This is a genomic window from Halobacillus sp. B23F22_5, from assembly GCF_043497085.1.
In the GTDB taxonomy this organism is placed as follows: domain Bacteria; phylum Bacillota; class Bacilli; order Bacillales; family Halobacillaceae; genus Thalassobacillus.
Genome location: NZ_JBIEKI010000006.1, coordinates 1 through 13870, shown reverse-complemented (window position 1 = coordinate 13870; position 13870 = coordinate 1). Strand labels below are relative to the sequence as shown.

At 42.5% G+C, this 13870-nt stretch carries 15 protein-coding genes and 1 other annotated feature; of the genes, 5 read left to right on the top strand and 10 right to left on the bottom strand.

Going from position 1 to position 13870, the window contains the following annotated elements:
- The 3 genes from opp3C to ACGTN9_RS10320 form a co-directional block, all read right to left on the bottom strand.
- Window positions 1–1143: an oligopeptide ABC transporter permease gene (gene opp3C / locus ACGTN9_RS10330; protein WP_499592485.1), complete on the bottom strand. Its 1143-nt coding sequence runs from the start codon at window positions 1141–1143 to the stop codon at window positions 1–3.
- A 2-nt stretch (window positions 1144–1145) separates the two neighbouring features.
- On the bottom strand, window positions 1146–2075 hold the full coding sequence (gene opp3b / locus ACGTN9_RS10325; RefSeq protein ID WP_499592483.1) for an oligopeptide ABC transporter permease: 930 nt from the start codon (window positions 2073–2075) through the stop codon (window positions 1146–1148).
- Between the two features lie 166 nt (window positions 2076–2241).
- Window positions 2242–3960 (bottom strand): peptide ABC transporter substrate-binding protein, encoded by a 1719-nt coding sequence (locus ACGTN9_RS10320; protein WP_499592481.1) that lies wholly within the window; start codon window positions 3958–3960, stop codon window positions 2242–2244.
- A 378-nt stretch (window positions 3961–4338) separates the two neighbouring features.
- Between ACGTN9_RS10320 and ACGTN9_RS10315 the strand changes: the two genes are divergently transcribed.
- Together ACGTN9_RS10315 and trpS are read left to right on the top strand one after the other, a co-directional pair.
- Entirely contained in the window at window positions 4339–4707 is a 369-nt protein-coding gene (locus tag ACGTN9_RS10315; RefSeq protein ID WP_499592479.1) for a DUF3899 domain-containing protein, read from the top strand.
- Window positions 4708–4767: 60 nt separating this feature from the next.
- Window positions 4768–4965: a binding site (T-box leader), on the top strand.
- Window positions 4966–5077: 112 nt separating this feature from the next.
- Entirely contained in the window at window positions 5078–6076 is a 999-nt protein-coding gene (gene trpS, locus ACGTN9_RS10310) for a tryptophan--tRNA ligase (RefSeq protein ID WP_499592477.1), read from the top strand.
- Window positions 6077–6132: 56 nt separating this feature from the next.
- On the opposite strand, the gene ACGTN9_RS10305 is transcribed toward trpS, so the two are convergent.
- A complete protein-coding gene (locus tag ACGTN9_RS10305; protein WP_499592475.1) occupies window positions 6133–6897 on the bottom strand; it encodes a YjbA family protein in 765 nt (254 codons plus the stop codon).
- A gap of 80 nt (window positions 6898–6977) precedes the next feature.
- Window positions 6978–7196 (bottom strand): YuzI family membrane protein, encoded by a 219-nt coding sequence (locus ACGTN9_RS10300; protein WP_499592473.1) that lies wholly within the window; start codon window positions 7194–7196, stop codon window positions 6978–6980.
- A 151-nt stretch (window positions 7197–7347) separates the two neighbouring features.
- Here ACGTN9_RS10300 and ACGTN9_RS10295 point away from each other — a divergent pair, with 151 nt between their 5' ends.
- Window positions 7348–8331, top strand: a complete 984-nt coding sequence (locus ACGTN9_RS10295; RefSeq protein ID WP_499592471.1) for an LCP family protein — start codon at window positions 7348–7350, stop codon at window positions 8329–8331.
- A 52-nt stretch (window positions 8332–8383) separates the two neighbouring features.
- Here ACGTN9_RS10295 and fabF read toward each other — a convergent pair whose 3' ends face one another.
- Window positions 8384–9622 carry a beta-ketoacyl-ACP synthase II gene (gene fabF, locus ACGTN9_RS10290; protein WP_499592469.1) on the bottom strand — a complete coding sequence of 413 codons (1239 nt, stop codon included), beginning with the start codon at window positions 9620–9622 and terminating at the stop codon, window positions 8384–8386.
- Between the two features lie 18 nt (window positions 9623–9640).
- Window positions 9641–10579, bottom strand: a complete 939-nt coding sequence (locus ACGTN9_RS10285; RefSeq protein WP_499592467.1) for a beta-ketoacyl-ACP synthase III — start codon at window positions 10577–10579, stop codon at window positions 9641–9643.
- A 150-nt stretch (window positions 10580–10729) separates the two neighbouring features.
- Here ACGTN9_RS10285 and ACGTN9_RS10280 point away from each other — a divergent pair, with 150 nt between their 5' ends.
- Complete coding sequence (locus ACGTN9_RS10280; protein ID WP_499592465.1) at window positions 10730–10957, top strand: hypothetical protein; 228 nt, start codon at window positions 10730–10732, stop codon at window positions 10955–10957.
- Between the two features lie 231 nt (window positions 10958–11188).
- Here ACGTN9_RS10280 and ACGTN9_RS10275 read toward each other — a convergent pair whose 3' ends face one another.
- Window positions 11189–12142 carry a BMP family ABC transporter substrate-binding protein gene (locus tag ACGTN9_RS10275; protein WP_499592463.1) on the bottom strand — a complete coding sequence of 318 codons (954 nt, stop codon included), beginning with the start codon at window positions 12140–12142 and terminating at the stop codon, window positions 11189–11191.
- Between the two features lie 93 nt (window positions 12143–12235).
- Window positions 12236–12832, bottom strand: a complete 597-nt coding sequence (locus ACGTN9_RS10270) for a hypothetical protein (protein ID WP_499592461.1) — start codon at window positions 12830–12832, stop codon at window positions 12236–12238.
- A gap of 144 nt (window positions 12833–12976) precedes the next feature.
- Here ACGTN9_RS10270 and ACGTN9_RS10265 point away from each other — a divergent pair, with 144 nt between their 5' ends.
- Window positions 12977–13150, top strand: a complete 174-nt coding sequence (locus ACGTN9_RS10265) for a YjzD family protein (protein WP_499592459.1) — start codon at window positions 12977–12979, stop codon at window positions 13148–13150.
- A 92-nt stretch (window positions 13151–13242) separates the two neighbouring features.
- On the opposite strand, the gene ACGTN9_RS10260 is transcribed toward ACGTN9_RS10265, so the two are convergent.
- Window positions 13243–13422, bottom strand: coding sequence for a YjzC family protein (locus ACGTN9_RS10260; RefSeq protein ID WP_028782041.1), 180 nt, complete (start codon window positions 13420–13422; stop codon window positions 13243–13245).
- Window positions 13423–13870 lie beyond the last annotated feature (448 nt).

The following is a 13870-nucleotide window of genomic DNA, read 5'->3' as shown; positions in this document are numbered from 1 at the left end:
CTATTCACGCATCTTCGGATCAAACGCATCCCGCAGTCCATCAGCCAGTATGTTGAAGGCAACCATAATCATGGAAATGATGATTGCAGGGAAGATCAACACGTGAGGATTGGTCTGCAATGACTTGAATCCGTCATCAATCAATGTTCCCAAGGATGCAATCGGGGTTGGAAGCCCTAACCCGATGAAGCTTAAGAATGCTTCAAAGAAAATAGCGGCTGGAATCGTAAACATCGTATTGATGACGATTAAGCCAGTAACATTCGGTACGAGGTGCTTTTTCAAAATTCTGCTGTCTGGTGCTCCGAGTGTTCTGGAAGCCAGTACGAATTCCTGATTCTTCAGTTTCAACACTTGTCCCCGTATGATCCGTGCCATCGATATCCAGCCGGTAATGGTCAGGGCAATGGTGATCGACAGGATCCCCGGTTCTAATATCAGAATCATCAGGATAACAATGACCAGGTTAGGTATCCCAACTAAGACTTCGATGATCCGTTGCATGATGTTGTCGACACGTCCGCCATAATATGCGGATACTCCACCATAAATGACACCAATTATCATATCAATAGTGGCTGCTAAAAAGGCGATATATAAAGAGATCCGAGTTCCATGCCAAGTACGTGTCCATAAGTCACGTCCAAGACTGTCCGTACCGAACCAATGATTTGCTTCAATACCTTTTGCTTCATATACATCGAGGGAAGCTTCAATTTTTGCTTTTTCGCCATTTCCGCCTTCAGAAATAACGTTATATTCAATGAAATCGGCATTAGCTGCGCCAAGTTTCAATTTTGCGACATTTTTTGCAGCGTCGACAGAATCTCCCTCAATAACGGTCGATTCCATACCATCTACACCCAGCCAGCCGATATTTTCCAGTACCGGAATCTTAGGTGGTGTGTAAGAACGGGATAAATTCTGTTCATAAGAATCGAACTCATTCATGTATGGGCCAAAAGCCGCCATCAATATCAAAACAATTAAAGTGAATACCCCTGCCATCGCACCGAGATTCTTCCTAAGACGGTTGAAGGAGTCCTGCCAGAAAGACAGACTAGGACGAGAAATCTTCTCGCTTTCCGTTCCTCCCCGCTCGACAGGGACAAAAAGATCTTTTGATGGTTTGCTGTTATCCATATTTATTTCTCTCCTTCGGCAAGTCTGATTCTAGGGTCGATGATTCCATATAGAAGGTCGATGACTAAAATGATAAATATAAAAAAGAAAGAGAAGAACAACGTTGTACCCATTATAATTGGGAAATCATTTGTTGTAATCGATGTAACGAACTGTTCACCGATTCCAGGAACTGCGAAAATCTTCTCAATTACCAATGTTCCAGTCATTAATCCTACTGCCAGAGGACCCATTACGGTTACCAAAGGAATCAAAGCGTTACGAACTCCGTGCTTGAAAACGACGCCAAATTTATTGACACCTTTTGCACGTGCGGTTTGGATAAAATCAGAACCAAGTACTTCTAGCATCTCTGTCCGCATGAAACGGGCGGCAATCGCAATCGGGAACATCGCCAGCGCTATGGTAGGCAGAACCGTATGTTGCCACGATCCCCAAAGTGCAACCGGGAACCAGCCTAATTTAAGGGCAATGAAATATTGCAATAGACCTGCGAAAATAAACGATGGAATAGATTTACCTATAACAGCCACGAATGTGGACGAGTAATCCAGGAAGCCATTATGGTAGATAGCCGCTATCAAACCAAGCAGCATTCCGAGGATCGTCCCAATAATCAGAGCCTGGGCCCCTAACTGCATAGAAGGACCGATACGATCCATAATAATGTCTGTAACTTCCCTGTTATCAAACTGGAATGAAATCCCCAAATCCCCTACAGCTAAACCACCCATGTATTTTAAATACTGGATTGGTACCGGGTCATTCAAACCGTACTTTTCAAGAATGATCTCTTTTTGCGCTGCTGATAATTTATCTTCCATGGTCAGTGGTGTACCAGGCAGCATTTTCATTAAGAAAAATGAAAAAGTCGCGATTATAATCAGTGTCAACAACATGTAGAGCAGTCGTTTGGTGATATAACGAGCCATTCTTGCCCACCTCCTATATTTATAAGTGTTTTCTTATTATTATAAATAACTGAATATTGATTATTATCAGTTATATTTGATGGCAGGGAAAAAGAGAGCATATGCCAACAACATGGTCATATACTCTCTCCCCTCCGAGTCAGCTTTATTCAATTATGAAAAGCTATTACTCTTTACCGTCAATATAAGCATACTTGTAAGTGTAGTCAGGTCCCATTGGGTTAGTGATTACACCTTTAACGTAAGGCTTCCAAAGTTTAGCACTGGCACGTTGATATAGAGGAGCAAGAACTGCGTCTTGTTCGATCAACATTTTTTCAGCTTCCAGGAATGCTTCGAAACGCTTAGTTGGCTCAAGAGCAAGCTCATTGTTTGCTTTCTCAATAAGCGCGTCATACTCTTCACTGGAGTAACCAGTTTTGTTGTTTCCGCCATCTGTTACCCACATGTTCAGGTATGTGTTCGGGTCAATGTAGTCAGGGCCCCAACCAGAGTTTTGCAAGTCATATTCCATTTCAGTGTCTAGACGAAGACGTTCTTTAAATGGAACCGGCTTAACATTTACAGTCAAACCTTCAAGCTGCTCCAATTGGTTCTTCAAGTAAGCATCCATCTCTTTAGCAACTTCAGAGTCGCCGCCAAGAAGTTCAAGCTCTACAGAGTCTTTTCCAAGCTCTTCCAAAGCAGTAGCCCAGTGTTCTTGCGCTTTTTCTACGTTAGTTTCAACCAGGTCACCATTGATTTCACGGAAGTCTTCTCCGCTTTCAGGGTGCTTAGCAAAGTTTTGAGGAATGTCACCTACAGCTGGAAGGGATCCGTTAGCAAGGATGACATTAACCAAGTCTTCGCGGTTGATTACAGATTGAATCGCTTTACGCGCATTTACATTACCAAGTACTTCATGTTGCTGGTTCATTTTCAAATAGAAAAGTACTGGTTCTTCTTCTGTCTTTAATTCTTCACTACCAGCTTTTTGCTGAACGAACTCACCGCTCAAACCAGCAGCATCGATTTCACCAGAATCATAAAGGTTTACACGAGTAGAAGTTTCTTTAACAACACTTACATTAATTTCTTCAAGGTTAACATTTTCAGCATCCCAGTAATCTTCGTTCTTAACAAGCTTCCAGCTTTCTTCATGCTTCCATTCAGTCATCTTGAATGGACCGTTAGCAAGAATGTTGTCAGCTTCAAGTGCGAACTGGTCACCTTGTTCTTCAACAAAGTCCTGGTTCAACGGCAGGAATGTACCGAAAGCAGTCAATGATAGGAAATAAGGGATCGGCTTTTCAAGTTCTACTTTCAACGTATAATCATCTTCAGCAGTAACTCCTAGCTCTTCCACTGCCATTTCACCGTTTGAAATAGCTTCAGCGTTTTTGATAACGCCATTCATCATGTATGGGCCATACTCGGAACCAGTGTCCGGGTTAACCGCACGCTGCCAAGCATATACGAAATCGTTTGCTGTAACAGGGTCACCGTTTTCCCAAGTAGCATCTTCACGTAGTTTGAAAGTCCAAGTCAAAGCATCTTCACTTTGCTCATGGCTTTCTGCGATAGCAGGTTCCATTTCAGCATTTTCACCTAGACGATATAGACCGTCCATTGTAGAACCTAACCATTGGAATGCAACTGCGTCAGTTGCCATGGAAGGATCCATTGTAGGAATCTCAGCAGAGTCAGTGATGTTCAATACTTGTTCTCCGCTAGGCTCACCTTCTGAACCTTCGCTTCCTTCATTACCTTCGTTTTCGTTTGTTTCTTCTGTGTTCCCTTCGCCTTCTCCACCGTCGGCGTTATTGTCGCCGCCGCCTGAGCAAGCTACCAGGAACATGCTTAGAACTAATGCTAGTCCAAGCAATAACCAATTTGTCTTTCTCATGAAAGAATGACCTCCCCAAAAATATAATTTTCTAAATATTAGCGCAGATAAATAATCTACAATACGAATTATACAAGTTTTCGAACTATTTTGCATTAATATTTTTTTGATAAAATTGTAAGAACCTTGTCATTATTACATTCTTGTGGCATAAAATAGGATAAATTACCTAGTTTATTTTACAAAGGTCCTATATGATTACGGGGAAATATTACACATTGAATTGTATTTTTACAATCTTTTCACCAATAATTAATTAAATTTTTTTCTTGTTATTATGCTGGTTGATATTTACTTTTTTTCCTCTACTAAAACAGACACATGAAAACATGCTATAATGAAAGAAGTATTTTCTAAGAAAGGATGTGCCTTCTTCCGATGGTATTAAAGAATAAGTGGGTGTTTTTAGGTATTAATTTCTCTGTTGTGACCCTGCTATTTTTTATGCGGGCACCTGTGTACGACTTGTTCCATTATATTAACCAGACCTTCTATGTCGCTTTCTTTTATCTTTTCGGCGGTCTTCTATTGTGGGTGATCCGCGGAGGCTTTTTCGACTCAATAACTTATAGTTTTCGCAGATTCTACCATAGAGTAGCGAAAACAGCAGATTATATGGAAGATTGGAAAAAGAAGCCTCTTCCCTCCCAGACCATCGACGGTAGAGTTTTAAAGTTCTTTCTATTTCAGGGAATGTTCATGAACTTCGGAATGATCGGTATGCTTATTTATTACTATCAGGGGTAATCAACTGATTGTTGCAACACACAGAAAACTTATTTATAATTTTCTTGAATAGCAAAATAGTGAAATGCGTTGAAAAAGTATAGTACCGGACTTCCCTGTTTTTCAGAGAGGCTGTGGTTGGTGAAAACAGCTGACAAAGGTTACCGGGAATTGGGCTTTGGAGCTTCGTTACAGACGACGTACCCCTGCGTTAAAGGTCAAGTGATTCCGCATAGTGCGGAGTAACAAGGGTGGTACCACGGTTCATTCGTCCCTTCTTTATAGAGGGAGAATGGCCTTTTTTTATTGGGGAAAGCTGCAATTTACATTTCTTGAAACAAACGTATCCCAGACACGAATGTTCACAAATAAATTAAATGAGGTGGAAAACATGAAGACAATTTTTTCAGGAATTCAGCCAAGTGGTACATTAACACTCGGTAACTATTTAGGAGCGATGAAACACTTCGTCGAACTTCAGGAAGAGAACCACTGTTACTTCTGTGTGGTCGATGAGCATGCCATCACTGTCCCACAGGACCGTTTAAAGCTGCGTGACAATATTCGTTCACTGGCTGCTTTATACCTTGCTTCTGGCATCGATCCAGAGAAATCTACGCTGTTCATCCAGTCGGAAGTTCCAGCCCACACGCAGCTCGGCTGGATGCTGCAATGTGTCAGCTACATCGGTGAACTGGAGCGGATGACGCAGTTCAAAGACAAATCGCAGGGAAAAGAAGCTGTCTCCTCTGGATTGTTGACCTACCCTCCATTGATGGCTGCCGATATTCTTCTATATAAAACCGACATTGTTCCAGTCGGGGAAGATCAGAAACAGCACCTGGAGCTTACCCGTAATTTAGCAGAACGCTTTAATAATAAATACAACGATATTTTCACAGTACCAGAAGTGAGTATCCCAAAAGTTGGCGCCAGGATTATGTCACTCCAGGATCCTACCAAAAAAATGAGCAAGTCCGATGAAAACCAGAAAGCCTATATTTCAATGCTCGACGCGCCAAAGAAAATCGAGAAAAAGATTAAGAGTGCTGTCACTGATTCGGAAGGCATCGTTAAATATGATAAAGAAAATAAACCGGGAATTTCCAACCTGCTTACCATTTATTCCACTTGTACCGGAGAGACGGTGGAAGCATTAGAAGTGAAATACGAAGGAAAAGGATACGGGGAATTCAAGCAGGACGTTGCGAATGCCGTCATTCAAACACTCTCCCCTATCCAGGAGCGTTATCATGAATTGTTTGAATCTGAAGAGCTGGATGATGTCCTGGATAACGGGGCAGAGCGTGCTAATCAGGCAGCAGAAAAAATGCTTCGCAAAGCAAAAAAAGCGATGGGTCTTGGGCGCGTCAAAAAGAAAAAGAAATAAAAACGGTGTGATTGCTTAACGAACCACACTAAAAAAACCAGAATTGAAGGACTCCTTCAATTCTGGTTTTTTATTCCTGCTTCTGCTTTATGATTTTCTAATTCCCAAATTTTCTCAAAGAATGGCTGCCCCTTGATGATTTTACCGCATAACTCTTCGTGAGCACGGCTCCACCCTGGGGTCGTCCCTTCATAAAGTTTTTGCCAGGCCTGTTCAATCGTATATTCTTTAACCATTGGATAATGGCTCGGCTCCCATTCGGTCAGCCAATAACGTATTTCTTCCGGGTTGTCGGTATGCTGTAATTGATCCAGCGCCATCATCAGCAGCTGTTTCAATTGTCTTTCCTTCCTTGTAAGCCCCAGCATGTATTCAGGAGACAAGGATAGTATGTGATGTTCCTTTTTCGCCAAGGAAGGATCCCAGTCATATTTATTCGGCTTTTGTCCTTCAATCATTTCAAGAGCCAGTCTTTCCTGGCGTGGAATCAGCCTGCTCTTACGGACTGGCAGTGTATAGCCAAGTGTATCGAATGCTAGCACAGAGTGACCATTGGTAACAATAGCGGCATAATCGAGTGACTTACGCTCCTGGTTTTTTCTTAAGTAAGCTCTTCTATGGATGGATTCTAACAAACTGATCGGCAAATCCTGTAAATCATTTTCAATATACTGATACAAATCATCTGTTATATACAGCAGCGGAGCTTGATCCAATAGCTCAATCCCATCTTCTTTCCGCCACTCATGAAATGGAGAAACGTTGTATCCGTTCTCCTCCCCTTCGAACCAGTTCACCCAAACATCATGTAAATATAACATACCCGGTACTCACCTTCCATCCCTTAGTTTCATTTGCCATCAGTATGGCCAAATTTGGAAGTTTTATTCTCCGATTGGAATTATTGACAAGGGGATTGTCCAATTTTTAATGTAGAAAGCAGCATAAGAGTGACACCGATTGGAAATAACCAGCACTCACTGCGCGTCTGGACAAACTGGAGGTACTCAATCCAGGTAAAGCCCGCTGGAAGCAGATTCATATAAGAAATCAAGGATATTCCACCACTGACAGTGAAACCGAACCCTACTAAAAACAAGAACCAATAAAAAATATCCATCCCTCCAGCCTGTCCATTTTTTGTTAAATATATGAGACAAACGCTCTTAACATGACATGAAAACGATATCATCCGTAAAAACTATTTACTATCTATGCTATAAGCGGTAAATTAATAGATAGTGGTTTTTTTAAAATGAGGTGATACTTTGGTGACCACTCGAAAAGAATACAAACAGCAAAACCGAAAGAAGAGAAGGAAAAGAAAAGCTTTCATTGCTGTGCTTCTGCTTTTCTTATTAATAGGAATCGGAATTAGCAGCTATGAATATATGGCAGGTAAACGGGACGCTATGGGCGAGTCTGAAGGAGAGCTTGAGAATAGTGAATTCAAAGATGAATTCCAGGGCGTGGATAATAAAGATGGCAAAACAACCGTGCTGATGCTTGGTGTCGATAAGCGCAGCAATAAAGAAACGATGCGTACTGATACCATTATGATTGCTCAATATGACCCTAAAGAAAATGAAGCAAAACTGGCATCCTTGATGCGGGACACCTACGTGGATATCCCCGGATATGGCTACAATAAGCTGAATGCTGCGTTTGCCTTTGGGGGACCGGAGCTGCTTAGACAAACGATCAAAAAGAACTTTGGTATTGAAACAGAATATTATTCGATCGTCGACTTTGACGGATTTAAACAAATCGTCGATACAGTAGCTCCAAAAGGCATTGAAGTAGATGTAGAGAAAAAAATGTACTATAAAGATAACGCAGGTACCATCAACTTAGAACCAGGCACCCAAAAGCTGAACGGGGAAGAATTATTAGGTTATGCACGCTACCGCGGAGATGCGTCCAGTGACTTTGGTCGTGTCAAACGGCAACAGGAAGTCATCCAATTAATGAAGGATGAACTAGTCTCTGCCAAAGGACTGCTAAAGGTACCCAGATTGATCGGTACGCTGCAGCCCTATATCGATACCAACATCGATTCTGGCAAGATGGTCGGACTCGGCAAAGATTTCATCTTTAATGCTCCTGACAGTATCGACACGTTACGAGTTCCAGTGGAAGGTTCCTACTGGGATGAAAGATACAGTCATGCTGGAGCAGTGCTTGCCCATGATGAACAAAAGAACCGTGAAGCCTTACAAAAGTTTTTCGAACTCGAAGATAAAACAACAGAATAAAATAAAAATGGTGCGATCCTTTAAAGGAATCGCACCATTTTTTATGCACGTATCACTCATATTTTTTGAAAACGAGGCTGGCATTATGCCCGCCGAATCCAAGCGAGTTACTCATGACAGCATCTACTTGCTGTTTACGAGCTTCATTTGGTACATAATCCAGATCACAATCCGGGTCCGGCGTTTCATAATTGATCGTTGGAGGTAAAATACCATCCTCGATCGCTTTCAAGGAAATGATCGCTTCAATCGCTCCGGCTGCACCAAGGAGATGACCAGTCATCGACTTGGTGGATGACATCGCTATTTTACGGGCATGCTCTCCGAATACCTGCTTAGCGGCCATCGTTTCGAATTTGTCGTTCAATTCGGTTGAGGTACCATGAGCATTGATATAAGAAATTGTTTCTGGACTCATACCAGCATCTTCAAGTGCCTGCTTCATCGCACGGACGGCTCCTTCCCCTTCTGGTGCTGGCGCCGTAATGTGATGAGCATCTCCAGTAGAACCATAACCTACGATTTCTCCGTAAATATGGGCACCACGCTTTTGTGCAGATTCCAATGTTTCCATAACCAGGATTCCAGCACCTTCACCCATAACGAAGCCATCGCGGTTTTTATCAAATGGACGGCTCGCTGTCTTCGGATCCTCATTAAAGGATAATGCTTTTGCAGAGGAGAAGCCGGCAAACGACATCTTATTCATCGGTGATTCTGTACCGCCGGTAATCATGATATCCGCATCTCCCCGTTGGATGACTTTGAACGCATCCCCGATCGAGTTCGCACCGGATGCACATGCTGTCACGGTACAAGAGTTCATCGCTTTTGCTCCCAGTGTGATCGATACTTGTCCAGCTGCCATATCCGGAATCATCATCGGGATGAAAAACGGGCTGACTCTCCGGTATCCTTTTTTCTGGAACTTTTCGAACTGTTCTTCATAAGTCCCCATACCTCCGATACCTGAGCCAATCCAGACACCGGTACGATAAGCATTCTCTTCTGTGATTTCAAGATTGGCGTCTTTGACAGCCATCAGGGAAGCTGCTACTGCGTATTGGGTAAACGGGTCCATCTTACGCGCTTCTTTTTTTTCAATGAATTCTGTAGGATCGAAATCCTTCACTTCCGCTGCCACTTTGGCAGGATATTCATCTTTATTAATCTTTGTCATCGTATCAATTCCGGAACGGCCGGAAGTGATGCTGTCCCACATATCTTTGACATTGTTTCCTACAGGGGAAATGGCTCCAAGCCCTGTAATGACAACACGTTTATTTTCCATACCTGCTACCTCCTTCTACTACTTGCCCCAACGCAGGGCGACTGCTCCCCAAGTCAATCCGCCGCCGAAACCGACAAGGACCACCAGGTCATCTTCTTTTATTTTACCTTCTTCTACTGCTTCAGACAAAGCGATCGGGATGGAAGCTGCTGAATTATTTCCATATTTATTCACTTTGATCGCCATTTTTTCTTCCGATATGCCAAGGCGTTCCCGTGCTGCTTCCATGATGCGGATGTTTGCCTGGTGTGGAATTAGATAGTCTACATCTTCTTTATTGAAGCCAGCTTTCTCTACCACATTTACCGAAGCCTCCGGCATACGGCGAACAGCGAATTTGAACACTTCCCGTCCGTTCATATACAGGTGATCTTCTTCGTCCTGGTACAGATGCTCACCACCGGCGCCATCTGCTCCCAGTTCATAAGAAAGAATTCCTTTTCCTTCACTGACAGGGCCGACGACAGCCGCTCCAGCACCGTCACCGAATAAGACAGCCGTATTGCGGTCATCCCAATCGACGATTTTCGATAGTTTTTCCACACCTACGACTAAAATATTTTTATAATCCCCAGACTCAATGAATTGCTTAGCTGTGGATAAACCGTACATGAACCCTGTACAAGCTGCGCTGACATCCATCGCGGCAGCTCCCTTTGCTCCAAGCCGTTCCTGAATCATACAGGAAACCGATGGGAAAGGCGTATCGGGTGTCACGGTAGCTACAAGGATCATATCCAGGTCTTCCGCCTTGACTCCGGCATTTTCAAGTGCACGCTCGGAAGCACGGAAGGCCATATCAGATGAGTCCATATCATCGTCCGCAATCCGACGTTCTTCTATCCCAGTTCTAGTCTTGATCCATTCATCGCTCGTATCAACCATTTTCTCTAAATCTTTATTCGTGAGGACTTTTTCCGGTACAAAGTGGCCAGTACCTAAAATTCCAGCTTTCATATATCCATCCCCTTATGGTAGTGTCTAATACTAATTATTATGACTTGGTCCTAATTTTAATGTATAAGCTTCATTTTAGCAAGTATTCAAAAGTCCTGCGCCCACAAGCGTCAGCCCTCTTTACATAGGATAATGCAGGAGGTGTTAGCTGTGGCCGATAATGAAAAAAGACAGGACCCTTTTGATGCTTTCATGTTTGGTAATCGGAACCCGGACCGGAATCGTCATACAAGCGCTGATGAAAAACAAGAAGAAACACCATCATTTGATTGGATGGAATTGATGAAAAGCATGTCCGATACCTACCACGCCTTCAACCCCTACATCAAAAACCTATCAAAAGCAATCGATAAATTTAAAAGCGGAAGCGACCGGTAAGCAGTCTTTAAAGCAACACCTCCACCAACGGAGGTGTTACTTTTAATTGGAATCATCTGCTTTATCTCTCATACATCCGTCCGTTTTCATGCTTATACGCAAAATCACCTCTTCCCAAGGTCTCAAATATGGTGCGGTTCTCTCTCTTCTTGCTGATTATTCTTATAATCATTTTTCCTCAGAGTATGTAAAAAGCCGCTGCTTATTTTGCTTAAGCAGCGGCTTTCTATTTTATCTCTCTGACGGGAGCTCTCCCGTTTCAATATAATTATCTACCATGTTGTTGACTTGATCCTTGACCTCTTCGGGAACATCAGGACTGAACTTCCCCATAGAAATGGCACCATCCTGAAAATCAAAGGTCAATACCTCTCCTGGAAGCTTTCCTTCCATTAAACGTTCCATCGCTATCAAATATAATTTCTCCACGTGCTGGACTGTACTGGTCAACACGGTTCCTTCGCCGAGAGAAGACTGGTCGGATACATACCCGATAGCATAATGGCCATCATTTTGTACCTGCTGAATCATAGGCGGATTAAAACCATCTCCGGCAGGATAGAAGACATCGGCTCCCTGCTGGGCCATCCGATCATATAACCGCATTGCCTGTTCCGTATTATCCCAGCTTCCTACGAAAGAAAAGTTCACCTTCGCCTCCGGGTTGATATATTTCACCCCTTCGTAGAATCCTTCCACTTCCGGCTGCCATTCATGAGCAGCAATCAATCCGATTTGATCAGAATTCGTCATACTTCCCGCTACTACCCCTCCGAAAAAACCCATGGCATCTGCGCTGAAATTTAGGCTCGTAACATTTTCAGCAGAATAGCCGCCGTTGAAATAGACAAAATGGACTTCCGGATAATCTTCATGTATGTTTTTGAAATATTCTCCATAAATACTGCTGTGGCCGAAGATGACATTGACTCCTTTATCAACAAGCTCATCTACTGCCTTGTTTACATCGGATTGGTCTTTGATGCCTTCCTTAAAATAAACATCGACATCATACTCTTCCTTTATATCCAACAACCCTTTATAACCTTTCTGTCCCCATGCCTGATCATGGATTGTCGTTTCCACCAGCATTCCGACAGATCTAATTTCCCCTTCACTGAAACCGACATTGCAACCAGTCAATATCATCATTGCCAGCAAGTTTATTACGATGATTTTTTTCACTATAAGCACTCCTACAGCTTCACTTATCACTTTGTTATTCTTATTTTAACTATATTTACTATTATAAGTAAATGAATTAGTAGGAAAATTAACCTAATCTTCATAAATTCGGCGGTATTGTCGATAATGTTCCTGTAACTGTTCTTTCAACTCTTCTTTATTTTTTGTTGGTGATAACTGGAGAGAACGTAAATCACTTGCTGAGACTCTCGTTCCTTTTTCCCAAAAATTCTTAAAGAAATATACAATAAAGTCTTCTATATAGATGGAATCCTCCCTATCAACCAGTTCGGAAAACAATAAGGGTTCTGATTTGCTGATATTAATCGCCTGTTCATCCCGCGGCATCCATTCCCCGTACAGTGGCGGAAGTTCAACACTGGTCCCTTCGTTCTTCATGAACCCTTCCACACTTTCACAAACAAACAATTCCCCAAAACGGCTTTTGCCATTTGCAGGTCTGCCAACACTTATAACTGCTTCAATCGTTTCGTTATGACAATGCCGCTCCATTTCTTCTATAGAATGAAAATGTTGAAAACGGCTGTTTCGACCGATAAAAAAATACAGGTTCTCCTGTTTTGTACCCTCAAGCGGATCAATACCAATCACTTCGTGCCCTTCTGTCAGCAAATGCTGCGTTAGATGAAATCCTATCCAATGGAAGCATGCATCGATGATATAAACCATGTTCGCGTCCCCCTTCGCTATTCCATATTTATTCATAAGAAGGGGGGTGTTATTCAATTATTCATCGACTAAAGCGATTTCATATTTATTTTTCTTACGGGGTTTGATAAACTAATGAGAGAATGTTAAATGAGGTGAACAGATATGCGTTTCTTTTGGACTATCTTTTGGGCTTTCTTATTAAGCTTCATGATTACGTATGTTATCAGCAATATGCAAAGCTCCGATTTCAGTTTCGTACAAGTCGTTGTTTTGACCGTACTATTCTCTGGAGCTGCAATTGTTCTTGGTGATGGGTTAATCAAGGACGAGGCTTAGATCCTTTTTAAAACAAATACAAATCAATGGGCTGTCTCCTAATGGTATGAAGTTGACCATTTATGGAGACAGCCTTTTGTATTCATGATATATTAAGGTTTGCGTTTATACGTCCAAATGCGGTCCTGGTTTTTTGTTTCAGGGAAGCGGTCGCCAGCCTTCAAATGGATTTGCTGCGGCTCTGTCACCATGCTTCCTGTCTCGCCGATTTCTACATATACCCCATTATTCGGGGCATGATCGCCTGCTCGAAATTGGTGTCTTTGACCCATTGTGCACACTCCTTTTTATTCTATATAGTTTTATCATGTGCATACGCCTGTCTTTCATACGTGGATAGTCATTCTGTCCTCGTACAAGCATAGGCTAATAATGAATCTTATCTATAAGAACTGTTGAACGTTATTGTGATTTTTTATGAGAAGATTATTCAACAACCGAATTGTGGAGGACTCAGTTTCAAGGTAATTTGGGTCCGTTACAAAGACAGGAAAAGGATGGCTGGGAAACGATTCGCTTTCCTGTGGGGGAGCTGGCGAGCCTCCTCGGTCGTTTCACGACCTGTGGGGTCTCGCCTAGCCCCTTCTCCCACGGGAGATTCCTGTGGGATTCAGTAGAGGGGTCCTTGAATTAAAAAAAGCCCTCCGTTAAGATGCATTTGTACAACCAAATACAAACATCAAAAGGAGGACTTCCCCTTGAATTCTAATAGGAATGATA